Origin of the sequence: Mycobacterium lehmannii (genome assembly GCF_002245535.1) — a bacterium.
GTDB classification, from domain to species: Bacteria; Actinomycetota; Actinomycetes; order Mycobacteriales; family Mycobacteriaceae; genus Mycobacterium; species Mycobacterium lehmannii.
Window position 1 is genome coordinate 100,778 of record NZ_NKCN01000013.1, and the last position, 23,532, is coordinate 124,309.

The window sequence follows — 23,532 nt, forward strand, 5'->3', positions numbered from 1 at the left end:
GAGCAGCGATGAGTTCGGATCCAAGGACCATTCCCCAGGTCTTGGACCACATTGCCGACCGATTCGCCGACCACCCGGCCCTGATGACTGAGGACCGGACGTTCACGTTCGCCCAGCTGCGCGACGAGGTCCGCCGGGCGGCCGCAGCCATGATCGACCTTGGGATAAACGCCGGTGACCGCGTCGCGATCTGGTCCCCCAACACCTGGCACTGGGTGGTCGCCTGCCTGGCCACCCACTACGCGGGCGGCGTCGTCGTACCTCTCAACACCCGATACACCGCCAGCGAGGCCACCGACATCCTCTCGCGCACCGGCGCCCCGCTGCTGTTCGCATCGGGCGAGTTCCTCGGCGCCGACAAAGCCGCCTCCATCGACCGCGACGCCCTGCCGCAGCTACACCACGTGGTCCGGGTGCCGATCGAGAAGAACGATGGCACCTGGGCCGAGTTCATCGCCCGCGGCACCGACCTCGGCGCGGTGGATGCGCGTGCCGACGCGGTGGAACCCGACGACGTCTCCGACATCCTGTTCACCTCCGGCACCACCGGCCGCAGCAAGGGCGTGCTGTGCGCGCACCGCCAGTCGCTCGACGCCCCGGCGGCGTGGGCCGAGTGTGGCCGACTGACGAGCGACGACCGTTACCTGTGCATCAACCCGTTTTTCCACAACTTCGGCTACAAAGCGGGCATCCTGGCCTGCCTGCAGACCGGCGCCACGCTGATCCCGCAGCTGACCTTCGATCCCGAGAAGACGATGTCCGCCGTGCAGGAGCACCGCATCACCGTGTTGCCGGGGCCGCCGACGATCTACCAGACGGTGCTCGACCATCCCAAGCGCGCCGACTTCGACCTGACCTCACTGCGGTTCGCCGTCACCGGCGCGGCGACCATCCCGGTGGTGTTGATCGAGCGGATGCAAAGCGAACTGGACATCGACATCGTGCTGACCGCCTACGGCCTGACCGAGGCGAGCGGGTTCGGGACGATGTGCCGTCCCGACGACGACGCCGTCACCGTGGCCACCACATCGGGCCGCCCGATCGCGGATTTCGAACTGCGCATCGACAACCCGGGCGAGGACGACGCGGGCGAGGTGCTGCTGCGTGGGCCGAATGTGATGCTGGGCTACCTCGACGACCCCGAAGCCACCGCAGCGGCCATCGATTCCGACGGCTGGCTGCATACCGGCGACGTGGGCACCGTCGACGACAACGGCAACCTGCGCATCACCGACCGCCTCAAGGACATGTACATCTGCGGCGGTTTCAACGTCTATCCCGCCGAGATCGAGCAGGTGCTCGCGCGACTGGATGGCATCGCGGAATCCGCGGTGATCGGTGTGCCCGACGAACGGCTCGGTGAGGTGGGCAAGGCCTACATCGTGGTCAAGCCCGGCGCCGAACTCGACGAGGACACCGTAATCGCTTACACCCGGGAGCATCTGGCGAACTTCAAGACCCCCCGCTCGGTCGAGTTTCTCGATGCGCTGCCGCGAAACCCCGGGGGCAAGGTAGTCAAACCGCAGCTGCGTGAGAGGGCTGGATCTTCCTGATGGACCTGAATATCGACGACGCGACGCGAGAGTTGCAGGCCGAGGTGCGCGAGTTCCTGGCCGAGAACAAGGACCGCTTCCCGACGAAGTCGTACGACACCGCCGAAGGTTTCGAACAGCACCGACGCTGGGACAAGGTGCTCTACGACGCCGGGCTGTCCGTGATCACCTGGCCGGAGAAATACGGGGGCCGCGACGCCAGCCTGTTGCAGTGGGTGGTGTACGAAGAAGAGTACTTCCGTGCCGGGGCTCCCGGCCGCGCCAGCGCCAACGGCACGTCGATGCTGGCGCCGACTCTGTTCGCCCACGGCACCACCGAACAGCTCGACCGCATCCTGCCGAAAATGGCGAGCGGTGAGGAGATCTGGGCGCAGGCCTGGTCGGAACCCGAGTCGGGCAGCGACCTGGCGTCGCTGCGGTCGACGGCCACCAGGACCGACGGTGGCTGGCTGCTCAACGGGCAGAAGATCTGGAGTTCGCGCGCGCCGTTCGGGGAACGCGCCTTCGGGCTGTTCCGCTCCGACCCCGAAGCCGAACGTCACCGCGGCCTCACGTACTTCATGTTCGACCTGAAGGCCGACGGCGTCACGGTCCGCCCCATCGCGCAACTCGGCGGTGACACCGGTTTCGGCGAGATCTTCCTCGACGACGTGTTCGTGCCCGACAACGACGTCATCGGCGATGTCCACCAGGGCTGGCGCGCAGCGATGAGCACGTCGAGCAATGAGCGCGGCATGTCGCTGCGCAGCCCCGGGCGCTTCATTGCCCCCGCCGAACGGCTTGTCGCGCAATGGAAAGAGAACCCCGACATCGAACTGAAGGAAGCTTACGCCGACTGCGTGGCCGACGCCTGGATCAAGGCCCAGGCCTACCGCCTGCACACGTTCGGCACCGTGACGCGCGTCGCCGCAGGCGGCGAATTGGGCGCCGAGTCGAGTGTGACCAAAGTGTTCTGGTCCGACCTCGACGTAGCCATCCACCAGACCGCCCTGGACATGCGCGGTCCCGACGCCGAGCTCGCCGACAACTGGACCGAAGGGTTGCTGTTCTCGCTCGGCGGACCGATCTATGCGGGAACCAATGAGATTCAGCGCAACATCATCGCCGAGCGCCTGCTGGGCCTGCCGCGAAAGTAACCACATGAACTTCGAATTGGACGAACAGCAGCGCGATTTCGCCGCCAGCATCGACGCCGCACTCGGCGCAGCCGATCTGCCCGGCGCGGTTCGCGCGTGGGCCGCCGGGGACACGTCACCGGGGCGCAAGGTGTGGGCTCAGCTGACCGACCTCGGCGTCACGGCGCTCCTCGTGCCGGAGAAGTACGACGGCATCGAGGCTCATCCGGTCGACCTGGTGGTCGCCGCCGAGCGACTCGGCCGGTGGTGCGTTCCCGGCCCGGTGGTCGAATCCATCGCGGTCGCGCCGATCCTGCTCGCCGATGACGAGCGTTGCGCCGGCTTGGCTTCCGGCGAGCTGATCGCGACCGTCGCCCTGCCGCCACAGGTGCCAAGGGCTGTCAACGCCGACACCGCGGGGATCATCCTCGTGGCCGTCGACGGTGAAGTACGTGACGGCGCCGCAGGAGCCGAGCACGAATCGGTCGACCCGAGCCGAAAGCTGTTCGACGTCAACGCGTCAGGCGACGGCAGACCAGCCGACGTGGCCCGCGCCTATGAGTTCGGCGTGCTCGCCACCGCGGCCCAGCTGGTGGGTGCGAGCCAGGCGATGCTGGACATGTCGGTCGAATACGCCAAGCAGCGCAGCCAGTTCGGCAAGGTCATCGGCACCTACCAGGCGATCAAGCACAAACTCGCCGACGTGCACATCGCCGTCGAGTTGGCCCGACCGCTGGTGTACGGCGCGGCCCTGTCGCTTGCCGACGGATCCGCCGACACGGCGCGCGATGTCAGCGCCGCCAAGGCCGCGACCAGCGACGCCGCACTGCTGGCGGCCCGCTCGGCGCTGCAGACACACGGCGCGATCGGATTCACCCAGGAGCACGACCTGTCGTTGTGGCTGCTGCGTGCGCAGGCGCTGCGCTCAGCGTGGGGGGATCCCGCGGTCCACCGTCGGCGCGTACTGGAGGCCCTCTGATGAGTGAAGAACGCCAACTGCTGCGGGAGACCGTCGCCGCGCTGGTGGACAAGCACGCCTCACCTGCCGCGGTGCGCGAGGCGATGGAATCCGAACGCGGATACGACGAATCGCTGTGGACGCTGCTGTGCGAGCAGGTCGGTGCGGCGGCGCTTGTGGTGCCCGAGGAGCTGGGTGGCGCCGGAGGTGAGCTCGCCGATGCGGCGGTCGTGCTCGAGGAACTCGGCAAGGCACTGGTGCCGACTCCGCTGTTGGGAACCATTCTCGCGGAGTTGGCACTACTGGCCGGCGACGAGCCGGACACCGAAGCGCTCGAGGGGATGGCCGAGGGCACCAGCGTCGGCACGGTGGTCTTCGACCCCGACTATGTGATCAACGGCGACATCGCCGACGTGGTGATCGGGGCAGACGGCGACCGCATGGCCCGGTGGACCGAGTTAACCGCGAACCGCCTGGACGCGATGGACCTGACCCGCCGGCTTGCGCGCGTCGAAGTCCAACAGAGCACCGACATCGGCTCGGATCCGGGACTGGCCGACACCGCCGCGTTGCTGCTGGCCGCCGAGCAGATCGGCGCGGCGTCGCGGTGCCTCGACCTGACGGTGCAATACACGAAGGACCGGGTGCAGTTCGGCAGGCCCATCGGCAGTTTCCAGGCGCTCAAGCACCGCATGGCCGACATGTACGTCGCGGTTCAGGCCGCGCGTGCGGTCGTCGACGAGGCGATCGCCGCGCCGTCACCGACCTCGGCTGCGCTGGCGCGGTTCTCGGCGAGCGAGGCGTTCACCAACGTCGCCGCCGAAGCCGTCCAGATGCACGGCGGCATCGCGATCACCTGGGAGCACGACATCCAGCTCTACTTCAAGCGCGCGCACGGCAGTGCCCAGCTGCTCGGACCTCCGCGCGATCACTTGCGCCGCCTCGAATCCGAAGTGTTCTAAAGCTCAGGCGCACAGCCACTTCCACGCCTCTGGGCGTTGATCGAGCGAGAACGTCGCCAGCTGGCCCTTCATCAGCAGTGCGGCCGCCACGTTGACGCACCACTCCTCCCATCTCGGTGCCCCCACCATCGCCACCTTCTCGAGGTCTCGGCGGTGCTTCAAATCGAAAAGCGTGTTCTCCCACGCGGCGCCGAGAGTCCAACCCTCGAAGCTGTCGTCCATCACGAACATCACCCTCAGCGTGCCGAATCGATCGAGCAGCGACCGAACCTGCGGCGCGAGGATGTCGCGGTAATCCTCCCGCGTCAACTTTCCCCGCGCATGGATGACGAGAACATTGGCGGCGCGGTCGGCCTCGAGTTCGATCATGACGCGGTGTAGGGCGCGAACAGCTCGTCAGCGGTATGGCGCAAGTCGTCGGGGAGCTCGATCCGCACCACGACCGCATCACCGTTCTCCTCCACGGTGAAGCCGAGAAATGGGCAGCAATTCCGCTCGCCGCGCACGAATGCCCGCACCAGGTCAACGGCGCTCGCGTCATATCTGAGCTCGATCGCTCGGCGTTCTCGGCGGAAGTCACGGAGGGCAGTGGAGTTCAGCTCATGGATCCACGCGAGGCGCTTCCGATGGTCGGCCGCAGGCAGGTTACATGCTGGGGGTGGTTCCATATCCTCGAGGATGACCCTTCACGTAGCTTGAGGTTCAAGAGAGCGGGATGTTTCGATGGCTCGGACGGAACTGAAGATCGGGCAACTGGCACGGGCAGCTGGGACAACGCCGTCCACCATCCGCTACTACGAGGAAATCGGCCTGTTGCCACCGCCGGGCCGTGTGGGCGGTCAACGACGCTACCGCCGCGACGACATCGGGCGATTGACGTTCATCAGGCACTGCCGGGAGTTCGGTTTTGCGGTCGCCCAGGTGCGAACCCTGGCGTGCCTGCTGCAGGACACCGACCGGTCCTGCATTGAGGCGCGCGAGGTGGCCGAGACGCATCTTGCTTCCATCCGCGATAAGCTCGCGGAGCTACATGCGCTCGAGCGCGACATCGCGAGGCTTCTCGATGTGGCCAGTGTCGACTGCGACGGCGGCCCGGGCGCGGACTGTGCCGTGCTGCGCGGCCTCGCCGAGCCGGCGTGCGAGGATCACGGATGATGACCGGGAAGATCTCGCTGCGCGCAGGGATCCCCCCGTTCTACGTCATGGACGTATGGCTGGCCGCCGCCGAGCGGCAGCGCAGCCACGGTGACCTGGTCAACCTGTCCGCGGGCCAACCCAGCGCGGGCGCTCCCGCAGCCGTGCGGGCAGCCGCCAAGGAGGCGCTGGAGACGACCGTCCTCGGATATACCGTCGCGCTCGGGATCCCGGAACTGCGCGCAGCAATCGCGCATTCGTACCTGGAACAGCATGGCCTGCAGGTGGATCCGGATGACGTGGTCATCACCACGGGCTCGTCGGGTGGCTTCCTACTGGCGTTCCTGGCCTGCTTCGACGTCGGCGACCGGGTCGCGATCGCCAGCCCGGGTTACCCCTGTTATCGAAACATCCTCTCCGCACTGGGTTGTGACGTCGTGGAGATCCCCTGCGGCGCCGAAACCCGTTTTCAGCCGACGGTGCAGATGCTCGAGGAACTCGACCCGCCCGTGCAGGGTGTCATCGTGGCGAGCCCCGCCAACCCGACAGGCACGGTGATCCCGCCGGACGAGCTCGCTGCGATCGCTTCGTGGTGCGCGTCGCGCGGTGTCCGGTTGATCAGCGACGAGGTGTATCACGGGCTGGTCTACGAAGGTGCTCCCGCCGTCAGCTGCGCCTGGGCGACATCACGGGATTCGATTGTGGTGAACAGCTTCTCGAAATACTTTGCGATGACAGGTTGGCGGCTCGGCTGGCTTCTGGTTCCGAAGGAACTGCAGCGGGCGGTCGACCGTCTCACCGGAAACTTCACCATCTGCCCGCCGACTCTGCCGCAGTACGCCGCGATCGCGGCGTTCACCCCGGAGTCGATCGCGGAGGCCGACGCGCTGCTGCACCACTACGCCGCCAACCGGCAGATGCTGCTCGAAGGTCTGCGCGGCCTCGGCATCGATCGCTTGGCCCCGACTGACGGAGCGTTCTACGTGTACGCCGACGTGTCACATCTGACATCGGATTCGCTGTCGTTCTGTTCGAAGCTGCTCGCCGACACCGGAGTTGCGATCGCACCGGGCATCGACTTCGACCCGGCCCGCGGCCATACGTTCGTCCGGCTGTCATTCGCCGGGCCCGCGAGCGACATCACCGAGGCGCTCCGGCGAATCGGCAGCTGGCTGGGTCAGCTGCAGCACCATTAGCAATCCGGTGCGCACGTCGACCGCAGTCAAAACGACGGCGACTCCGAGGCGTTCTGTGCCCGTTCGGCTTTGATGCGCTGGGCACGTTCGACCGATCGGGCGTTCTTGCGCATCGGCATCTTCAAACCGCGGTTGCCGGGCGGCGGGCCGGCACCATGCGGTGGGCCGCTAGCCCGCGGCGGCAGCTCGGCTGCCTTGGTGTCCCATCCGGGGAACAGACTTCGAGACCCCGGATACGTCGTATATGTACGGCCTGTCGGTGACGTCCAGACCGCGGCGCCGTCTGCGCGCAGCAGATACGACCAGTCACCGTCCCAGAAGGTTTTCAGTAGGTGGTGAAGACGGCAGAGGCAAGCCAGATTCGACTGATGCGTTGCCCCGTTCGGGTGGGCCGTGACGTGGTCGATATCGCAGAACTCCGCGCGCCGATGGCATCCCGGAAAGCGGCAGCGCAGATCACGGGCGCGGATGCGACGGGCCAGCTTGGCCGACGGCCGATATCCGTGCTCGGGCTGTTCGTCCGGTTCGCCCAGCGGCCGCAGTGTGGCACCGTTGCGCAGCAGCGCGGCCAGCATCGGGGTGGTCAGCACCTCGGGACCCCCGGCTCCGGATATCACTGCGGTGCCCGGGTCCCGTCGGCAGGCCGCGGTGCGGCGGACGGATTCCGGTGTCGCTTGGGTGGCATCGACGGCGGTCTGGTCGGCGTAAACATTCACCACCACCGACGATGAAGGGGCGGGCTGGGCCGCCCGCGCCGGGCAGGCCGGGGAGCCGCATTCGCACGGTAGGTGGTCGTTGCCGTTCGCAAGCGCCCCGACTGCGTCGCTGCGACGCTCGCCGGCCGAACGCGGATCGTCAGGGCACACGGTGGCCACCATCGCGGCGACCTTGCGGTCGAGAACCGCGGCATCGGCGGGTTGCAATTTGCCCCACACCGATGTGGCCCCGTGCTCGTCTTCGTAGGACCCGACTTTGAAATCGCGGCCACGGGCGCGGGCCTGGCTGGCGATCACCGCGTCGGGATCGTACTGCAGCACCAATGCGTCCACGCCGATGCGCAGATCGTCTTCCGACAGCGGTCCCCACTCGTCCGCCCGTTCGGCCAGCGCCGCATCGACCTGCGCCCAAACCGCGTCGTCGGCGATCAACCGGGTACGCCACGTGAGTATCCCGATCACGCGCGCCGAGAGCCGGCCCGCGCCGAACAGCGCACCGACCTTGGGCAGGCGATCGCGCAGGGTTTCGGCGATGCGCATCTGCCCGCAGGCCCTGCCGTGGCTGATGTTCATGGCAGCGGTGACCTCGGCAGCGGTCGAAGCCCACGGATCACACGCCCACAACGCACGCGGATGCTCGTCGTCGCCGACACCGCGGCGCGACATCAGCTCCCCGATCGCCGCCGTGCGCAATGAGCTCGCGGACGCTTCGGCGCGGGTGGCCTCCTCGATGGTGGCCACCAACCCCACTTCATCCACGCCTTCGAACACGTGTTCGATTATGCCACGCCCGGGCGACAAGAATGAACACCCGAATGAGTCGGGATAACTCAGCGCTTCTGTGTGACGTACCAGTCCAACAGGTCCGGGTCGTCGACGGCGCTGCGCTCGACCACCTTCGCGGCGTCGGCGCCCTGGAACAGCTTCTTGATCGGCACCTCGAGCTTCTTGCCCGTGCGGGTGTGCGGAACACCCGGCGCGGCGATGATCTCGTCGGGCACATGCCGCGGCGAGACCTCTTCGCGGACGGCGTTCTTGATGCGGTCGCGCACCTCGTCGGTCAGTTCGGCCCCCTCGGCGAGGACCACGAACAGCGGCATCCAGTATCCGCCGTCGGGCTGGTCGACGCCGATGATCAGGGCTTCGGCCACCTCGGGCAGCCGTTCGACCGCCTGGTAGATGTCGGCGCTGCCCATCCGGATACCGTGCCGGTTCAACGTCGAGTCCGAACGGCCGTGCACGATGACACTGCCGTGATCGGTGATCGTGATCCAGTCCCCGTGCCGCCACACCCCGGGATACATCTCGAAATACGCTGCGCGGTAACGTGACCCGTCGGGATCGTTCCAGAAGCCGACCGGCATCGACGGCATTGGCTTGATCACCACCAGCTCGCCGACCTCGTTGCGCACCGGCTTTCCGGACTCGTCCCACGAGTCCAGGGCGCATCCGAGGTACGGCGCCGACAGCTCACCCGGCCACACCGGGACCGTGCGGACCCCGCCGATGAAAGCGGACACCACGTCGGTGCCGCCACTGATCGAGGACACCTGCACGTGCTCACCGACGTTGTCGCGCAACCACAGTGACGACGACGGGGGCAACGACGAGCCGGTGATGCCGACCGTGCGCAGCGCCGACAGGTCATGCTCCTTGCGCGGCACCGCACCGGCCTTCGCGCAGCCCAGCACATAGCCCGGACTCGTCCCCAGCACCGTCGCCTTGACCCGCGCCGCGATCTCCCAGAGCACATCCGGACGCGGCACATTGGGGCTGCCGTCGTAGCAGACGATCGTCGATCCGACCAGCAGGCCCGCCACCTGGAAGTTCCACATCATCCAGCTGGGACTGGTGTACCAGAAGAAGATGTCGTCCGGTCCGATATCGGACTGCAGGCTCACGGCTTTGAGGTGTTCGACCAGCACACCGCCGTGGCCGTGAATGATGCCCTTGGGCAACCCGGTGGTGCCCGAGGAAAACAGGATCCACAGCGGGTGGGCGAAGTCGACCGGCGTCGTGGTCAACTCCTTGCTACTGCTGCCCGCCATGTCGGGTGCCATCACCGTCGCACGCAGCGTTGGTAATCCCTTCTGCAGCGCGGTGATTTCGGCGGCCTTGTCATGGAACTTGCCGCCGTAGGTATAGCCGTCGGTGGTCACCAGCACGGTGGGTTCGAGCTGACCGAGACGGTCGAGTGCGGCCTTGGCCGAATAGTCCTGGCCGCATGCGCTCCAAATCGCGCCGATGCTGGCCGTCGCCAGGAACGCGATCACGGCCTCGGGGATGTTGGGCAGATATCCGACGACCCGGTCGCCGGCGCTCACACCGAGGTCGCGCAGCGTCTGCGCGAACGCCGCCGTGCGTCCCAACAACTCGGCCCACGACACCTCGACGGGATCCCCACCCTCGCGCAGGTACAGGATGGCGGGCCGGTCCGACCGGGCGTTGCGAATCACCTGATCCACATAGTTGAGCTGCACGCCCGGAAACCACTGCGCTCCAGGCATTTCAGCAGAGGTGAGCACCTGCTCCGGGCGATCGCCGAGGTCGAAGTAGTCCCACAACGCGGCCCAGAACTCATCCGGCTCGTCGGTCGACCACTGCCACAGCGTCTCGTAGTCGGGATGATTTCGGCCGGTGCGGCGCTGCACGAACTGTGCGAAGTCGGTGACGCGCGCTCCGGCCACATCGTCCTCGGTGGGTGTCCATTGCGGAGTTGCGGTCATCGGGCGCTCCACCCACCGTCCATCGTGTACGACGCTCCGGTCACCATCACTGCGGCCGGCGAGGCGAGCCAGGTGACCAGGGAGGCAACTTCTTCGGGTTCGACAAGTCGCTTGATCGCGCTCTCCTTCAACAGAATGTCGGCGACCACCTTATCCTCGTCGATCCCGTGGGTGCGGGCCTGATCGGCGATCTGCTTGGTCACCAGCGGGGTACGCACATAGCCGGGGTCGACACAGTTGCTTGTGACGCCGTGCGGCGCGCCCTCCAGAGCGGTCACCTTCGACAGCCCCTCCAAACCGTGCTTGGCGGTGACGTAGCCGCTCTTGTACTCCGAGGCGCGTAGACCGTGCACCGAGGAGATGTTGATGACGCGTCCGAACTCCTGCTCGTACATGTGCGGCAACGCCGCGCGGATCAACAGGAACGGCGCTTCCAGCATCAACGCGAGGATGAAGCGGAATCGCTCGGGCGGAAACTCGTGGATCGGGCTGACGTGCTGCACCCCGGCGTTGTTGACGAGGACGTCGGTCTGCAGCCGAAGGTCCTCGAGCGCCGACACGTCGGAAAGGTCGACAGCCCATGGCCTTCCACCGATCTCGTCGGCAACCTTCTTGGCGCCTTCCTCATCCAGGTCCGCGACGGTTACCGTCACCCCGCGCTCGGCGAGGGCATGCGCACAAGCCGCGCCGATCCCGCTTGCGCCACCGGTGACCAACGCGGTGCGCCCGTCGAGATCGCTCATACGACACCCGCCTTGGCGAGTTGATCGCGATCGGCGGCGTCGAGCGTCCCGAGGTCGAGGCCTTTGGTCTCACGGTTGAACAACGCGGCCACCAGGGTGATCGCCGACGCGCCCGCGAGGTAGAGAGCGATGGGAACTGCTGAGTCGAACCTGTCCAGCAGCCAGGTGGCGATGGCAGGAGCGAGCGATCCGGCGACGATGGATGTCACCTGATAGCCAAGGGAGACACCGGAATACCGCATACGAGTCGGGAACATCTCGGCCATGATCGCCGGCTGCGGTGAGTACATCAGCGCGTGGATGACGAGCCCGAGGATGATGGCTGCCATGATCAACGCATAGGAACCGCTGTTCATCATCGGGAACGCGAAGAAGCCCCACGTGCCTCCGAGGATCGCCCCGACGATGTACACCGGCCGCCTACCGAACCGATCAGACAAGCGCCCCACTTGGGGGATCACCACGAAGTGCACGGCGTGCGCGACCAGCAACCACCAGAGGATGTCGCTGGTGTCGGCGCCGACGTGCGTCTTGAGGTACACGATCGAGAAGGTGACCACCAGGTAGTACATGATGTTCTCGGCGAACCGCAGGCCCATTGCGGTGAAAACGCCACGCGGATAACGCTTCAGCACCTCGACCACGCCGTACGAGACTGCCTTGGCGCGCTCGACCTCCTCTTGTGCGGCCACGAAGATCGGGGCATCGGTGACCTTGGTCCGGATGTAGTACCCGATCAGCACCACCACGGCCGACAGCCAGAACGCGACCCGCCATCCCCAGGACAGGAACGCCGTCTCCGGCAGCGCGGCGGTCAGCACCAGCAAGACGACGGTGGCGAGCATGTTGCCCACCGGCACCGCCGCCTGCGGCCAGCTGGCCCAGAAGCCGCGTTTGTCGTTGGGGCTGTGCTCGGCGACGAGTAGGACCGCTCCCCCCCATTCGCCTCCGACCGCGAACCCCTGCATGAACCGCAGGACCACCAGCAGGATCGGCGCCCACACCCCGATCTGCGCGTACGTCGGCAGGCAGCCCATGAGGAAGGTGACGGCACCGACGAGCAGGATCGCGAACTGCAGCAGCTTCTTGCGCCCGTACTTGTCGCCGAAGTGACCGAAGACAATGCCGCCCAGCGGCCGCGCCACGAATCCGACGGCGTAGGTCAACAGTGCGGCGATCAGGCCGCTGGCCTCACTGGTGCCTTCTGCGAAGAACACCTTGTTGAAGACCAGGGTGGCGGCGGTGGCGTAGAGGAAGAATTCGTACCACTCGACGACGGTGCCTGCCATCGAGGCGACCACGACGCGTTTGAGCCCGGTCGGGACCGGCGCGGCGCCGCTGTCGGCATTGGTGACACCCATCGCACACTCCTTCGGGTTGTGATGGCAGACAAGTCGCCTGTGAGTATTCCCGCAGATACGTCCCCGGGCAATGGCGAAAGGCGCAGGGAGTATCTGCAAAAATGCACACATGACCCAGCCATCGGCTCGGCGACGACCGAGCGCCGATGACCTCCTGGTCCTGCTGGCCGTCGGCCGGTCGGGGCGGTACAACGCGGCCGCCGAGGAACTCGGCCTCAACCACACCACGATCTCCAGGCGTATCGCCGCGCTCGAGGAATCGGTGGGTGGACGGGTGCTGGTCCGCGGCGCGGGCGGATGGGAACTCACCGAACTCGGACGCGACGCCCTGGCCGCCGCGGAGGCCATCGAGTCGGCCGTGCGTTCACTTGCCCTCGATCCCGCAGGCGAGCGCGCGCTCGAGGGTGTCGTCCGGATCTCGGCCACCGACGGCTTCTCGGCCTACATCGCGGCACCCGCCGCCGCGCGCGTACAACGGCAGCATCCGAATGTGGCGGTCGAGATCGTCGCCGCCACCCGCCGCGCGACCCAGCAGAGGTCCGGGCTGGACGTCGAGGTCGTCGTCGGCGAACCCCGAGTCCATCGGGCCAGGGCGATCAGGCTCGGCGACTACTGCCTCGGCCTCTACGGTTCCCGCGACTACCTGGGCGAGCACGGTACGCCGAGGACCGTCGCCGACCTGAACCGTTACCCGCTGGTGTACTTCATCGACTCGATGTTGCAGGTCGACGACCTCGATGCGGCGACGAGCTTCGCGCCCGCGATGCGCGAATCCGTCACGTCCACGAATGTTTTCGTCCACGTCGAGGCGACCCGCGCGGCCGCCGGCCTCGGGCTGCTGCCCTGCTTCATGGCCGACCGCCACGCCGATCTCGTACGCGTCCTACACACCGAGGTGTCGGTGCGGCTGACGTACTGGCTCGTCACCCGCGGAGAAACACTGCGGCGGCCGGAAGTGGCGGCCGTCGTCGACGCGATTCGCGATCGGATGAGCGACCAGCACGACGTGTTATTGGGCAAGGGCTAACGTCGTCGGTATGCCGTTCATCGACCACCCGAAGGGTCGGGCTTACTACCGCCACTGGGCCTCGCCGCAGCCACGCGCGGCGGTGATCTTCCTGCACGGCTTCGGCGAGCACACCGGTCTCTACCACCGCTACGGCTACGCACTCAACGCCGCGGGCTTCGACCTGTGGGCAGTCGACCAGTTCGGCCACGGGCTGAGCCCGGGCACCCGCGGCGACTTCGGATCGACCGAGGACAGCTCCTCACTGGCCGACGATCTGATCTCGCTCGCCGAAAGCGCCACGCCCGAAATACCGTTAATCGCACAAGGACATTCGTTCGGCTCGATCGTCACGTTGTTCCGGCTGCTCGACCAGCCCGACCGTTACGCCGGCGGTATCGTCTCCGGCGCTCCGCTGGTGCCGATGGCGGCGATGCTCGACAACGACACCTCACTGGCCCTGGAGCCGAGTTGGCTGTCCGAGGACCCGTTCTACCTCGATCTGCTGGAGAACGATCCGTTGACGTTCGTCGACGCCGACGGTGTGGCGCTGGCGCGGGAGCTCGATAGGGCCTGGGACCGGTTCGGCGCGGTGCTGCCGAAGCTGACGGTGCCGACACTGGCCGTCCACGGTTCGAACGACCCCCTCGCCCAGGTCGGGGCGGTACGTGCCTACGCCGAGCAGATAGGCGCGCTGCGCCTCGCCGAGTTCGAGGGGGCTCGTCACGACGTTCTGAACGAAACCATGCATCAAGAAGTCGCGGCCGCGATCGTCGACTTCATCGACGGCTTGTTGTAGCGCGCCTACAACCAGGTGTCGTCGGTTGTCGCGGTGAGGAAGGCCTCGAGGTCGTCACGCCATTGGGCGGGCGTGTTCTTCTCCGGCTCGATACCGGTGTACTGCCCGCGGTAGAAAAGCAGCGGCCGCGGCTTGCGGTGCGGGACGTCCGACAGCGAATGCACCGCGCCGAACACGACGTAGTGGTCGCCTCCGTCGTGCACCGAATGCACTGAGCAGTCGATGTGCGCGAGCGTGCCTTCGATGACCGGAGAGCCGAGTTTGGACTGGTACCACTCGATTTCGGCGAACTTGTCGGGTTCCTTGGAGCCGAACCGCGCCGAGACGTCCTTTTGGTTCTCGTGCAGCACGTTCACGCAGAAATTACCGCTGGCCTCGATCGCCTGCCACGACCGGGACATCTTCGTCGGGCAGAACAGCACCAGCGGGGGATCCAGGCTCAGCGCGGCGAACGACTGGCACGCGAACCCGACCGGTACGCCGTCGTGGATCGTCGTGATCACCGTGATGCCCGTACAGAACTGTCCGAGCACGCTGCGGAATGTGCGCGGATCGATCGGTTCGGCCGCCATTATCGAGTGATCTTCACCGTCACTTGAAGCCGACGCTGAAGTCGTGGCCCCATAGGCTGACCGCGGTGCTTTCCCGCGCAACCCAGTCTTCGTTGTCGACTTGCAAACCCTCACAACCGAACTCGACGTCGAAGCCGCCCGGCGTCTTCATGTAGAACGACAGCATCTTGTCGTTGACGTGACGACCCAGCGTCGCCGACATCGGCACCTTGCGCCGCAACGCGCGGTCCAGGCAGAGCCCGACATCGTCGGCGCTTTCGACCTCGACCATCAGGTGCACGATGCCGCTCGGCGTCTCACCCGGCATGAACGCGAGGCTGTGGTGGCGCGGGTTGACCCCGAGGAAGCGCAGCCACGCGGGCGCGCCGTCGGCGGGCCGCCCGACGAGCTGGGGTGGTAGCCGCATCGAGTCACGCAGGTAGAACCCCAGCACGTCGCGGTAGAAGTGCAGCGTCTCGGCGTCGTCACGGGTGGTCAGCACCACGTGGCCCAGGCCCTGCTGCTCGGTGACGAACTTGTGGCCGTACGGGCTGACGACGCGACGGTGCTCGAGCGCGACGCCGTGGAAAACCTCGAGCGTGTTACCGGACGGGTCATCGAAGCGGATCATCTCGTCGACGCGGCGTTCGGCCAGCTCGGCGGCCGAAGCCTCCTTGTACGGCACGCCTTCGATGTCGAGCCGGTTCCGGATGTCCTGCAGCTCAGTGGCGTTGGCGGTTTCCCAGCCGGACTGCAGCAACCGGTCGTGTTCTCCCGGCACGATCACCAGCCGGGCCGGGAACTCGTCCATCCGAAGGTAGACCGCACCGTCGGTCTGGCCGGAGCCCTCGACCATGCCGAGTACCTTCAGGCCGTACTCGCGCCACGCCGCGACGTCCGTGGCCTCGATCCGAAGGTAGCCAAGCGATTTGATGGTCATCGCGCAACCTCCTTGGGTTTGACCGTCAGAAAGTCGATGGTGAGCTTGTTGAATTCGTCGAACTTCTCCAGCTGAGCCCAGTGTCCGCACTGCCCGAAGACATGCAGCTGAACCCGCGGAATCTGTTTGAGCGCCACCAGCGCGCCGTCGAGCGGGTTGACGCGATCTTCGCGACCCCAGATCAGCAGCACCGGTTGACGCAGCTTGTACACCTCGCGCCACATCATGCCGAGCTCGAAGTCCGCACCCGCGAACGACATTCCCATCGCCTTGGCCGCGGCCAGCGACTCGGGTTGGCTGGCGATCTCGAACCGTTCGTCGATCAGTTCGGGAGTGATCAGGTTCTGGTCGTGAACCATGATGCGCAGGAACTTCTCCATGTTCTCGCGCGTGGGCTCGGCTGTGAACTTGCCCAGTAGCTTGACGCCCTCGGTGGGGTCAGGGGCGAAGAGGTTGACCGACAGCCCGCCGGGACCCATCAGCACCAGCCGGCCTGCCCGCTTGGGGTTGTCGAGCGCGAACCGCACCGCGGTCCCGCCACCGAGCGAGTTTCCGACCAGCGCAGCACGTTCGATGCCCAGGTGGTCGAACAGTGCGAGCACCGCGTTCGCGCTGTAGCGGTTGTACTGTTCGTGCTCGGTGTGCTTGTCGGAGTGGCCGTACCCGGGCTGGTCAACGGCGATGACGTGAAAATGCCTGGCGAGCACCGCGATGTTCTTGGAGAAGTTCGACCAACTCGACGCGCCAGGCCCGCCGCCGTGCAGCAGCACCACCGTCTCGGAGTGGCCGACACCGGCCTCGTGGTAGTGCAGCCGCATGTCTCGTTCGCCTGCGCGGACCTGCGCGTACCGAGACGTCGATTCGAAGGTGACCTCGACCTGCTGCTCGGTCTCCTGGATGTATGAGGTCATCTGGCCTTCCGTTAAACCATCGTGTCTTGCGGCGGCAGCCCGAACTCGTTGTTGCCGAAGATCAGGTAGGCGCGTTCGGGATCGTTGGCGGCATGCACGCGCCCGGCATGGGCGTCGCGCCAGAACCGTTGCACCGGTGCGTCGTTGCTCAGCGCGGTAGCGCCGGAGGCCTCGAACAGCCGGTCGATCGAAGCGATCGCGCGGCCGGTCGCGCGGACCTGGTCGCGGCGGGCGCGGGCGCGCAGCTCGAACGGGATCTCCTCGCCCGCTTTCAGCAGGGCGTACTCGTCGCCGACATTGCCGATCAGCTGGCGCCAGGCCGCGTCGATGTCGCTGGCGGCCTCAGCGATGCGGATCTTGGCGAACGGGTCGTCCTTGGCCTTCTCCCCCGCGAACGCCGCGCGCACACGCTTGCCCTGATGTTCGACGTGCGCGTCGTACGCGCCGTACGCCATACCGACGATCGGAGCGGAGATGGTGGTGGGATGCACTGTGCCCCAGGGCATCTTGTAGACAGGCGCGGTGTTGGTCTGGAGTCCGCCCGCCGTGCGGTCGTTCATCGCCTTGTACGACAGGAAGCGGTGCCGCGGCACGAACACGTCTTTGACCTTGAGCGTGTTGCTCCCCGTGCCCTTGAGGCCGACCACGTGCCACACGTCGTCGATCTCGTATTCGGAGCGCGGGATCAAAAAGCTGCCGAAGTCGACCGGCTTGCCGTCCTTGATCACCGGGCCGCCGACGAACGTCCACGTGGCGTGGTCACAACCGGACGACCAGTTCCACGAGCCGTTGACGATGTAACCGCCGTCGACGACGGTGCCCGCACCCATCGGGGCATACGACGAGGAGATCCGCACGGCCGGGTCCTCGCCCCATACCTCTTCCTGCGCCTTCTGGTCGAACAGCGCGAGGTGCCAGTTGTGGACGCCGATGATCGAGCTGACCCAACCGGTCGAACCGCAGGCACTGGCCAGGCGGCGTACCGCCTCGTAGAAGAGCGTCGGATCGCACTGCATCCCGCCCCACTGCTCGGGCTGAAGCAGCTTGAAGAAGCCGACCTCGTTCAATTCGTTGACCGTGTCGTCGGGGAGGCGGCGCAGGTCTTCGGTCGCCTGTGCGCGTTTGGCGATCAGCGGCCGGAGGTCGTCGATCCCGGCTAGGACCGACTGCACGTCACGCTGTTGAATGGACGTCACTGATGTGCCTCCCGATAGGACGGACTGCGATGAGCACGCACGCGAAGCGCGAACCGCTTAGCCGTCAGATTAGAACACGTTACGATTCATGTCGAGTAGGGCATACCTGTAGGACCTGGACCTGCACACATACATTTCTGTAACCTGTTCTAGTTATTGCCCTGGATCGCAGGGCCGGCGGACGTGAGAGGTGGACGCGAAAGTGACCGACGAGCCACTCGGCAGCCACGTGCTCGAGTTGGAACTTGCCGATGTCGTCACTGAGACCGACGATGCGCGCTCGCTGGTGTTCAGCGTGCCCTCCGGTGCCGACATCCCCGCCGAACGGTTGCGGTATGCGCCGGGACAGTTCCTGACCCTGCGCGTGCCCAGCGACCGCACGGGTTCGGTGGCGCGGTGCTACTCGTTGTGCAGTTCCCCGTTCACCGACGACCGGCTGACCGTCACCGTCAAGCGCACCGCCGACGGGTACGCGTCGAACTGGTTGTGCGACCACGCGCACGCCGGCATGAAGATCCACGTCCTCGCGCCTTCGGGCACGTTCGTGCCCAAGACGCTGGACACCGACTTCCTGCTGCTGGCCGCCGGTTCCGGGATCACGCCGATGATGTCGATCTGCAAGTCGGCGCTGGCCGAGGGCAGCGGCAAGGTCGTGCTCATCTATGCCAACCGCGACGAGAAGTCGGTGATCTTCGGCTCGGCGCTGCGTGAGCTGAGTGAGAAGTACCCGGAACGGTTGGTCGTCGTGCACTGGCTGGAAACGGTGCAGGGTCTGCCGAGCGCGGCGGCGCTGGCCGCGTTGACCGCTCCATATACGAGCCACGACGCCTACATCTGCGGCCCCGGGCCATTCATGGCCGCGGCCGAGGAGGCGGTCAAGGGCGCAGGACTGCCCGCCGAACGGGTGCACATCGAGGTGTTCAAGTCGCTGGACTCCGACCCGTTCGCGGCGGTGGTCATCGAGGAGGACGACAGCGACGAGGGGCCGGCCACGGCGATCGTCACGCTCGACGGCGAAACCCACGAGGTGCGCTGGCCCCGCAACGCCAAACTGCTCGACGTGCTGCTCGACAAGGGACTCGACGCGCCGTTCTCCTGCCGCGAGGGCCATTGCGGCGCGTGCGCCGTGCTGAAGAAGAGCGGCGACGTCGAGATGGACGTCAACGACGTCCTCGAGCAGTCCGACCTCGATGAGGGTCTGATCCTGGGCTGCCAGGCCCTACCCCGCTCGGATTCGGTCGAAGTCACCTATGACGAATAGCGCGCGGGCTAGCATTCGCCGCACGTGGAAGGGGAGCAACGTGACGAACCGGTTGACCGGCGTCGCTGCGGCGATCTCGGCGGTGCTGCTGGCGTTGACGCTCATGGCACCCACCCCGACGGCGGCCGCGGCCGTCGACACCGCCGACTCGTCGATCCCGGTCGACCCCGGCACCAACCTCGAGATGCACGCGACCGCGAACTGCATCGCGGCCGAGGCCAAGTGCTTGTTCGACGCCAGGGCCAATCTGCGCCGCGGCCCGGACGTTCTCGGCTTCCCCGGCGACCTCTGGGCCCGCCAGACCACCACGCTGCGCACCATGGACCGGGGCGTGTACGTCGGGAACTTCAACTTCGACGCCCCGAACACCCGGTCGTTCAAATCGCTCACCGACGTGGAGTTCACGACCATCTACTTCGGGGGAGGACCGCCCGAGAAGTTCCAGCTCCGCGGGATCGCCTGGCCGGTCGATCAGCGCACGGGAGCGCCGCGCACCGACGTCCCCTTGATCGTGTGCTCGCACATCCAGGTGGTCTACAGCGGGGTCAACATCACCTCGCCGGACGCCTGCGCGCAGGCCTCGTTCAGTTAGCGGGGTAGGCCCAGGAGCCGTTCGCCCGCGAGGGTGAGCAGGATCTGCTCGGTGCCGCCCGCGATGGTCAGGCAGCGCGTGTTGAGGAAGTCGAACACCGTCGAGTTCTCGACGACGCCGCCACCTTCGGACAGTTCCATCCGCAGTTCGGCCAGCGCCTGCCGGTAGCGCACGCCGATCAGCTTGCGCGCGCTGGCCTGCGGGCCCGGATCCTGCCCTCCCACAGCGAGTTCGGCGATCTTCTGATCCAGCAGTGAGCCGACCTGAGCCGCCACGATCAACGAACCCAAGCGGTCCTGACCGGCCACGTCGAAGTCCAGCGTGGCGACCTGCTTGAGCAACTCCTCCATCGGGTTGCCGAGCGCGGTGCCGTGAGCCATCGCGACCCGCTCGTTGGCCAGTGTGGTGCGGGCCAGCCGCCATCCGTCGTTGACCTGACCGACGACCATCTCGTCGGGCACGAACACCTCGTCGAAGAACACCTCGTTGAACAGGTTGTCGCCGGTGATCTCGCGCAGCGGGCGGATGTCGATGCCCGGCGACTTCATGTCGACCAGAAAGTACGTGATCCCCTTGTGTTTCGGCGCGTCCGGGTCGGTGCGCGCCAGGCAGACACCCCACGCGGCCTTGTGCGCCGCGGAGGTCCACACCTTCTGGCCGGTCAACTTCCAACCCGGGCCCGTTGCGCCGCCCGCGGTCGCGCCGTCGACGCGTACGGCTTTGGTGCGCAGCGCCGCAAGATCCGATCCGGCGCCCGGCTCGGAGAACAGCTGACACCACAGCAGTTCGCCGCGCAGCGTCGCGGGCACGAACTGTTCGATCTGTTCGGGGGTGCCGTGTTCGAGAATCGTTGGCGCGGCCCACCATCCGATCACCAGGTCGGGCCGGGTGACACCGGCGGCCGCCAACTCCTGGTCGATCAGCAGCTGTTCGGCGGGCCCGGCCCCGCGGCCGTACGGCTTGGGCCAGTGCGGCGCCTGCAGGCCCGCGTCGGCGAGTGCGGCCTGCTGCTTCTCGACGGGCAGGGCAGCGACTTCCGCGACGGCAGCGGCGATCTCGGGTCGCAGACCCTCGACCGATTCGAGGTCGATACGCAGATCCCGGCGCACACCCTGTTGCGTCAACGCCGCGACCCGGCGCAGCCAGCGCGGCGCCCCGCCGAGGAAGTGCGAAATACCGTAGGCGCGGCGCAGATACAGGTGCGCGTCGTGCTCCCAGGTGATCCCGATACCGCCCAGCACCTGGATGCAGTCCTTGGCGTTGGCCTTGGCGGCCTCGATCCCGACGGCAGCGGCCACCGCAGCGGCGATCGAGAGCTGGTTCTCGTCGCCTTCCGAAACCGCTCTAGCCGCATCCATGGCGGCCACCGAGGCCTGCTCGGACCGCAGAAGCATCTCCGCGCACATGTGCTTGATGGCCTGGAAGCTGCCGATGGGCTTGCCGAACTGCTCGCGCACCTTCGCGTACTCGGTCGCGGTCTGCAGCGCCCAGCGGGCCAGACCCGCGGCCTCGGCCGCCATCACGGCCGCGGCGACGTCGATCACTCGCTGCGCCGGAGCGCGGACCGCCTCGGCAGGCGCGGACTCGAGCACGACGCGCCCAAGCGGCCGGGAGAAGTCGGTGGCGTTGCGCGGCTCGACGGTCACGCCGTCCGCGCCGGCATCGACCGTGAGGAAGACGTCACCGGCCGGGAGCAGCAGCACCCCCGCCTCATCGGCGCCGAGCACGTAGTCCGCGGTGCCCGAGGCGCGGCCGTCGGCGAAGCGCAGGTCGGCGGTCAACGCCACCCCTGCAACCCGCTCACCCGAAGCCAGCGCCCGCAGCACTTCCGGCGATTCGAGCACGACCGTGGCCAGTGCGGTCGTCGCTACCGGGCCGGGCACCAGCGAGGCCGCCGCCTCGTCGACCATCGCGCACAGGTCGTCGACCGTGCCGTCGGCGCCGCCGTGCGCCTCCGGTAACGCCACCCCGAAGATCCCCAGTTCGGCCATCCCCGCATAGGCCCGGCGCCAGGCGTCCGCCTGCCCCCGCTCGACGTCTCGCGCGGCGGTGACGACGTCAGAAGCTGTTGCCCAGTCACGCACCAGCTCCCTTACGGCTGCCTGGTCGTCGGCAATGGTCCCCGGGGATGCGAGCGACACCGTCCACTCCTAGCTATTGGGTGAGAAGGCGGTGCTCCTCACTAGAACGTGTTCTAATAGTGCCAGCGACCGACCGTCAAGTCGACCGCCATTACAGCAGGACACGTCGGTGCCATCGGGGATATCGGGGTGAGAAAAAATGCATCGGCATGCGTATCGTTTCCACGAGAACGCATAGCGAAGGAGAAAGCCGCCGCATGTCCGGCCCGTCTCAGCCAGCAGCCGCCAGCCCGGCCTCGGGGTCGGAATCTCGACCGCGCCAGGTGATGAACGTGGCGGTCCTGTCCGAGTCAGAGCTCGGCTCGGAAGCCCAGCGCGAGCGCCGCAAGCGCATCCTCGACGCGACGCTGGCCATCGCCTCCAAGGGCGGCTACGAAGCCGTCCAGATGCGTGCCGTTGCCGAACGGGCCGATGTCGCGGTCGGCACCCTCTACCGGTACTTCCCGTCCAAAGTGCACCTGCTGGTGTCCGCACTGGGTCGCGAGTTCGAGCGCATCGACGCCAAGACCGACCGCGCCTCGCTGGCCGGTGGCACGCCGTATCAGCGGCTGAACATCATGGTGGGCAAGCTCAACCGCGCGATGCAGCGCAACCCGCTGTTGACCGAGGCGATGACGCGGGCGTTCGTGTTCGCCGACGCGTCGGCGGCCGGTGAGGTCGACCACGTCGGCAAGCTGATGGACTCGATGTTCGCCCGCGCCATGAGCGATGGTGAGCCGACCGAGGACCAGTACCACATCGCGCGCGTCATCTCCGATGTCTGGCTGTCCAACCTGCTCGCCTGGCTGACCAGGCGGGCGTCGGCGACCGACGTCAGCAAGCGACTGGACCTCGCGGTGCGGCTGCTGATCGGCGACGGAGAGCACCCCAAGATCTGATTCGGAGGGCAGGAGCGTAGCGACCCGGGATGATGGTCTAGTGCTTCCAGCCGATCTGCAGCGCGCGCTCACTTCGGCCGCTGCGGCGCCACGGCTGCTGATCACCACCGATTTCGACGGGACGCTGGCGCCGATCGTCAGTAACCCGGGCGACGCCCGGCCACTCGCCGAGGCCGCGGACGCGTTGGTCGCGCTCGCCGACCTGCCCGACACGGCTTCCGCACTGATCTCCGGACGCGCGCTCGAGGTGCTGCGCGAGCTGTCGGGCATGCCGCCTGCGGTGCATCTCGTCGGCAGCCACGGCGCCGAGTTCAACACGGGATTCACGCACGAGGTCGACGACGTTGCGCTGCAGCGCATCACGTCGGAGCTGCGCGACATCGCCTCCGGTAAGCCGGGTGTCACGGTCGAGACCAAACCGGCCAGCGTCGCGCTGCACGTGCGCAACGCCTCGGCAGACGACGGCGCGGCCGCGCTCTCCGCGGCTCGCGAGGCGTCGACCGACTGGAATGCCCAGCTGACCGAAGGCAAGGAAGTGCTGGAGTTTGCGGTGATCCAGACGGACAAGGGCGAGGCGATCGACATCCTGCGAGAGCAGGAGAACGCGGACGCCGTGGTGTTCTTCGGCGACGATGTCACCGATGAGAAGGCGTTCCGCCGTCTTCGCGGTGACGACGTCGGGGTGAAGGTAGGACCGGGCGACACGTTGGCGGCCTACCGTGTCGAATCGCCGCAAGACGTTGCGGCAGCGTTGGTTTACCTGCTCGACGCGCGCCGCTCGCAATCGGGTTGA

At 67.0% G+C, this 23,532-nt stretch carries 23 protein-coding genes; 12 read left to right on the forward strand and 11 right to left on the reverse strand.

All coding sequences use genetic code 11. The annotated features are described in order from the left end of the window. Positions 1-8 precede the first annotated feature (8 nt). The 4 genes from fadD3 to ipdE2 are packed head-to-tail and all read left to right on the forward strand — an operon-like array spanning position 9 to position 4,588. Positions 9-1,553 (forward strand): 3-((3aS,4S,7aS)-7a-methyl-1,5-dioxo-octahydro-1H-inden-4-yl)propanoate--CoA ligase FadD3, encoded by a 1,545-nt coding sequence (gene fadD3, locus CEX87_RS15980; protein WP_094288055.1) that lies wholly within the window; start codon positions 9-11, stop codon positions 1,551-1,553. Next, entirely contained in the window at positions 1,553-2,689 is a 1,137-nt protein-coding gene (locus CEX87_RS15985) for an acyl-CoA dehydrogenase family protein (protein ID WP_094288057.1), read from the forward strand. Before fadD3 ends, CEX87_RS15985 begins: the two co-directional genes overlap by 1 nt. Positions 2,690-2,693: 4 nt before the next feature. Further along, complete coding sequence (locus tag CEX87_RS15990; protein ID WP_094288059.1) at positions 2,694-3,647, forward strand: acyl-CoA dehydrogenase family protein; 954 nt, start codon at positions 2,694-2,696, stop codon at positions 3,645-3,647. Beyond that, positions 3,647-4,588, forward strand: coding sequence for an acyl-CoA dehydrogenase IpdE2 (gene ipdE2 / locus CEX87_RS15995; RefSeq protein WP_094288061.1), 942 nt, complete (start codon positions 3,647-3,649; stop codon positions 4,586-4,588). Before CEX87_RS15990 ends, ipdE2 begins: the two co-directional genes overlap by 1 nt. Positions 4,589-4,591: 3 nt before the next feature. Here ipdE2 and CEX87_RS16000 read toward each other — a convergent pair whose 3' ends face one another. Beyond that, positions 4,592-4,957: a SpoIIAA family protein gene (locus CEX87_RS16000; protein ID WP_064428178.1), complete on the reverse strand. Its 366-nt coding sequence runs from the start codon at positions 4,955-4,957 to the stop codon at positions 4,592-4,594. Next, the gene (locus tag CEX87_RS16005; RefSeq protein ID WP_094288063.1) at positions 4,954-5,256 is read right to left on the reverse strand and encodes a hypothetical protein; all 303 of its coding nucleotides are present in this window, start codon (positions 5,254-5,256) and stop codon (positions 4,954-4,956) included. Before CEX87_RS16005 ends, CEX87_RS16000 begins: the two co-directional genes overlap by 4 nt. Before the next feature lie 55 nt (positions 5,257-5,311). On the opposite strand from CEX87_RS16005, the gene CEX87_RS16010 reads away from it, so the two are divergent. Both CEX87_RS16010 and CEX87_RS16015 read left to right on the forward strand, forming a co-directional pair. Then, complete coding sequence (locus tag CEX87_RS16010; protein WP_064399244.1) at positions 5,312-5,743, forward strand: MerR family transcriptional regulator; 432 nt, start codon at positions 5,312-5,314, stop codon at positions 5,741-5,743. Then, positions 5,743-6,918 carry a pyridoxal phosphate-dependent aminotransferase gene (locus CEX87_RS16015; RefSeq protein WP_094288065.1) on the forward strand — a complete coding sequence of 392 codons (1,176 nt, stop codon included), beginning with the start codon at positions 5,743-5,745 and terminating at the stop codon, positions 6,916-6,918. Before CEX87_RS16010 ends, CEX87_RS16015 begins: the two co-directional genes overlap by 1 nt. Positions 6,919-6,944: 26 nt before the next feature. On the opposite strand, the gene CEX87_RS16020 is transcribed toward CEX87_RS16015, so the two are convergent. The 4 genes from CEX87_RS16020 to CEX87_RS16035 are packed head-to-tail and all read right to left on the reverse strand — an operon-like array spanning position 6,945 to position 12,464. Continuing rightward, a complete protein-coding gene (locus tag CEX87_RS16020) occupies positions 6,945-8,405 on the reverse strand; it encodes an HNH endonuclease signature motif containing protein (protein ID WP_094288067.1) in 1,461 nt (486 codons plus the stop codon). Positions 8,406-8,464: 59 nt separating this feature from the next. Continuing rightward, positions 8,465-10,360 carry an acetoacetate--CoA ligase gene (locus CEX87_RS16025; protein ID WP_094288090.1) on the reverse strand — a complete coding sequence of 632 codons (1,896 nt, stop codon included), beginning with the start codon at positions 10,358-10,360 and terminating at the stop codon, positions 8,465-8,467. After that, entirely contained in the window at positions 10,357-11,103 is a 747-nt protein-coding gene (locus CEX87_RS16030; RefSeq protein ID WP_064428174.1) for a 3-hydroxybutyrate dehydrogenase, read from the reverse strand. Before CEX87_RS16030 ends, CEX87_RS16025 begins: the two co-directional genes overlap by 4 nt. Further along, complete coding sequence (locus tag CEX87_RS16035; protein ID WP_064399247.1) at positions 11,100-12,464, reverse strand: MFS transporter; 1,365 nt, start codon at positions 12,462-12,464, stop codon at positions 11,100-11,102. Before CEX87_RS16035 ends, CEX87_RS16030 begins: the two co-directional genes overlap by 4 nt. 70 nt (positions 12,465-12,534) lie before the next feature. Between CEX87_RS16035 and CEX87_RS16040 the strand changes: the two genes are divergently transcribed. Together CEX87_RS16040 and CEX87_RS16045 are read left to right on the forward strand one after the other, a co-directional pair. Beyond that, the gene (locus tag CEX87_RS16040) at positions 12,535-13,491 is read left to right on the forward strand and encodes a LysR family transcriptional regulator (RefSeq protein ID WP_094288068.1); all 957 of its coding nucleotides are present in this window, start codon (positions 12,535-12,537) and stop codon (positions 13,489-13,491) included. 10 nt (positions 13,492-13,501) lie between these two features. After that, complete coding sequence (locus CEX87_RS16045) at positions 13,502-14,269, forward strand: alpha/beta fold hydrolase (protein ID WP_094288069.1); 768 nt, start codon at positions 13,502-13,504, stop codon at positions 14,267-14,269. A 5-nt stretch (positions 14,270-14,274) separates the two neighbouring features. On the opposite strand, the gene hsaB is transcribed toward CEX87_RS16045, so the two are convergent. From hsaB to hsaA, 4 genes are read right to left on the reverse strand one after another with little or no spacing between them, the layout of a single operon-like run. Beyond that, positions 14,275-14,841: a 3-hydroxy-9,10-secoandrosta-1,3,5(10)-triene-9,17-dione monooxygenase reductase subunit gene (gene hsaB / locus CEX87_RS16050; RefSeq protein WP_064399250.1), complete on the reverse strand. Its 567-nt coding sequence runs from the start codon at positions 14,839-14,841 to the stop codon at positions 14,275-14,277. A gap of 19 nt (positions 14,842-14,860) precedes the next feature. Beyond that, a complete protein-coding gene (gene hsaC, locus CEX87_RS16055; protein WP_094288070.1) occupies positions 14,861-15,760 on the reverse strand; it encodes an iron-dependent extradiol dioxygenase HsaC in 900 nt (299 codons plus the stop codon). After that, entirely contained in the window at positions 15,757-16,671 is a 915-nt protein-coding gene (gene hsaD / locus CEX87_RS16060) for a 4,5:9,10-diseco-3-hydroxy-5,9,17-trioxoandrosta-1(10),2-diene-4-oate hydrolase (protein WP_064419297.1), read from the reverse strand. The genes hsaC and hsaD overlap by 4 nt, the downstream gene beginning before the upstream one ends. Before the next feature lie 11 nt (positions 16,672-16,682). After that, positions 16,683-17,867, reverse strand: a complete 1,185-nt coding sequence (gene hsaA, locus CEX87_RS16065; protein ID WP_064399253.1) for a 3-hydroxy-9,10-secoandrosta-1,3,5(10)-triene-9,17-dione monooxygenase oxygenase subunit — start codon at positions 17,865-17,867, stop codon at positions 16,683-16,685. A 202-nt stretch (positions 17,868-18,069) separates the two neighbouring features. Here hsaA and CEX87_RS16070 point away from each other — a divergent pair, with 202 nt between their 5' ends. Both CEX87_RS16070 and CEX87_RS16075 read left to right on the forward strand, forming a co-directional pair. Continuing rightward, positions 18,070-19,128: a ferredoxin--NADP reductase gene (locus CEX87_RS16070; RefSeq protein ID WP_064399372.1), complete on the forward strand. Its 1,059-nt coding sequence runs from the start codon at positions 18,070-18,072 to the stop codon at positions 19,126-19,128. Between the two features lie 103 nt (positions 19,129-19,231). After that, positions 19,232-19,720 (forward strand): hypothetical protein, encoded by a 489-nt coding sequence (locus CEX87_RS16075; protein WP_064428274.1) that lies wholly within the window; start codon positions 19,232-19,234, stop codon positions 19,718-19,720. On the opposite strand, the gene CEX87_RS16080 is transcribed toward CEX87_RS16075, so the two are convergent. Then, a complete protein-coding gene (locus CEX87_RS16080) occupies positions 19,717-21,861 on the reverse strand; it encodes an acyl-CoA dehydrogenase (RefSeq protein ID WP_064399254.1) in 2,145 nt (714 codons plus the stop codon). The two genes, CEX87_RS16075 and CEX87_RS16080, sit on opposite strands and share 4 nt — an antisense overlap. Before the next feature lie 272 nt (positions 21,862-22,133). On the opposite strand from CEX87_RS16080, the gene kstR reads away from it, so the two are divergent. Both kstR and otsB read left to right on the forward strand, forming a co-directional pair. Continuing rightward, positions 22,134-22,739, forward strand: a complete 606-nt coding sequence (kstR, locus tag CEX87_RS16085) for a cholesterol catabolism transcriptional regulator KstR (protein WP_165593330.1) — start codon at positions 22,134-22,136, stop codon at positions 22,737-22,739. Between the two features lie 40 nt (positions 22,740-22,779). After that, positions 22,780-23,532, forward strand: a complete 753-nt coding sequence (gene otsB / locus CEX87_RS16090; protein ID WP_064399256.1) for a trehalose-phosphatase — start codon at positions 22,780-22,782, stop codon at positions 23,530-23,532.

Excerpts from the sequence above, each read along its gene's own strand:
- fadD3 (WP_094288055.1), top strand. The coding sequence starts at position 9 with ATGAGTTCGGATCCAAGGACCATTCCCCAGGTCTTGGACCACATTGCC.
- CEX87_RS15985 (WP_094288057.1), top strand. The coding sequence starts at position 1,553 with ATGGACCTGAATATCGACGACGCGACGCGAGAGTTGCAGGCCGAGGTG.
- CEX87_RS15990 (WP_094288059.1), top strand. The coding sequence starts at position 2,694 with ATGAACTTCGAATTGGACGAACAGCAGCGCGATTTCGCCGCCAGCATC.
- ipdE2 (WP_094288061.1), top strand. The coding sequence starts at position 3,647 with ATGAGTGAAGAACGCCAACTGCTGCGGGAGACCGTCGCCGCGCTGGTG.
- CEX87_RS16000 (WP_064428178.1), bottom strand. The coding sequence starts at position 4,957 with ATGATCGAACTCGAGGCCGACCGCGCCGCCAATGTTCTCGTCATCCAT.
- CEX87_RS16005 (WP_094288063.1), bottom strand. The coding sequence starts at position 5,256 with ATGGAACCACCCCCAGCATGTAACCTGCCTGCGGCCGACCATCGGAAG.
- CEX87_RS16010 (WP_064399244.1), top strand. The coding sequence starts at position 5,312 with ATGGCTCGGACGGAACTGAAGATCGGGCAACTGGCACGGGCAGCTGGG.
- CEX87_RS16015 (WP_094288065.1), top strand. The coding sequence starts at position 5,743 with ATGACCGGGAAGATCTCGCTGCGCGCAGGGATCCCCCCGTTCTACGTC.
- CEX87_RS16025 (WP_094288090.1), bottom strand. The coding sequence starts at position 10,360 with ATGACCGCAACTCCGCAATGGACACCCACCGAGGACGATGTGGCCGGA.
- CEX87_RS16030 (WP_064428174.1), bottom strand. The coding sequence starts at position 11,103 with ATGAGCGATCTCGACGGGCGCACCGCGTTGGTCACCGGTGGCGCAAGC.
- CEX87_RS16035 (WP_064399247.1), bottom strand. The coding sequence starts at position 12,464 with ATGGGTGTCACCAATGCCGACAGCGGCGCCGCGCCGGTCCCGACCGGG.
- CEX87_RS16040 (WP_094288068.1), top strand. The coding sequence starts at position 12,535 with ATGGCGAAAGGCGCAGGGAGTATCTGCAAAAATGCACACATGACCCAG.
- CEX87_RS16045 (WP_094288069.1), top strand. The coding sequence starts at position 13,502 with ATGCCGTTCATCGACCACCCGAAGGGTCGGGCTTACTACCGCCACTGG.
- hsaB (WP_064399250.1), bottom strand. The coding sequence starts at position 14,841 with ATGGCGGCCGAACCGATCGATCCGCGCACATTCCGCAGCGTGCTCGGA.
- hsaC (WP_094288070.1), bottom strand. The coding sequence starts at position 15,760 with ATGACCATCAAATCGCTTGGCTACCTTCGGATCGAGGCCACGGACGTC.
- hsaD (WP_064419297.1), bottom strand. The coding sequence starts at position 16,671 with ATGACCTCATACATCCAGGAGACCGAGCAGCAGGTCGAGGTCACCTTC.
- CEX87_RS16075 (WP_064428274.1), top strand. The coding sequence starts at position 19,232 with ATGGCACCCACCCCGACGGCGGCCGCGGCCGTCGACACCGCCGACTCG.